The sequence below is a fragment of the Streptomyces cahuitamycinicus genome (assembly GCF_002891435.1).
Classification (GTDB): Bacteria; Actinomycetota; Actinomycetes; order Streptomycetales; family Streptomycetaceae; genus Streptomyces; species Streptomyces cahuitamycinicus.
Map to the genome: position 1 here is coordinate 1 of NZ_POUC01000929.1, position 678 is coordinate 678.

Here is a 678-nt window from a genome sequence, read left to right on the forward strand (position 1 = left end):
CCCCCCACCGACACCGTCCGCCTCCGTCTGGCGAACGACACCACCTACGTGGACCTCCGGGGCCCCACCACCTGCGCCCTCATCACACCCCCGGAGAAGCAGGCGATACACGACCGCCTGGGCCCGGACCCCCTCCGCGACGACGCCGACCCGGACACCGCGTACCGCCGCATCACCCGCAGCCGTACGACGATCGCCGCCCTCCTCATGGACCAGAAGGTCATCGCCGGCGTGGGAAACGTCTACCGCGCCGAGGTCCTCTTCCGGCACCGCATCGACCCGTACCGCGCCGGCAAGGACATCACCCCCGCCGAGTGGCACGCGATCTGGACCGACCTCGTCGACCTCATGCACGAGGGTGTCCGCAACAACCGCATCGACACCGTCCGCCCGGAGCACACGCCGGAGGCGATGGGCCGCCCGCCCCGCGTGGACGACCACGGCGGCGAGGTGTACGTCTACCGCAGGGCCAACCTGCCCTGCCACATCTGCGGCGGCGAGATCCGCACCGCCGACCTCGCAGCCCGCAACCTCTTCTGGTGCCCGTCCTGCCAACGCCCCTGAGCAGCCACGCCGGCAAGAACCCCCGGCCTCAGGACAAGACCCCCGGCCTCAGAAGCCGTGCGGCAACCACGGAGCCACGCCGGTCCCGAACCCCAATGACGCCTCCGCCCTGTC

The 678-nt window shown here is 71.5% G+C and carries 1 protein-coding gene; it reads left to right on the forward strand.

Annotated features, from left to right (window positions below; all coding sequences use genetic code 11):
* Positions 1 to 564, forward strand: a 564-nt coding sequence (locus C1J00_RS43940) for an Fpg/Nei family DNA glycosylase (RefSeq protein WP_102914275.1), incomplete at its 5' end; no start/stop codon positions are given.
* Positions 565 to 678 lie beyond the last annotated feature (114 nt).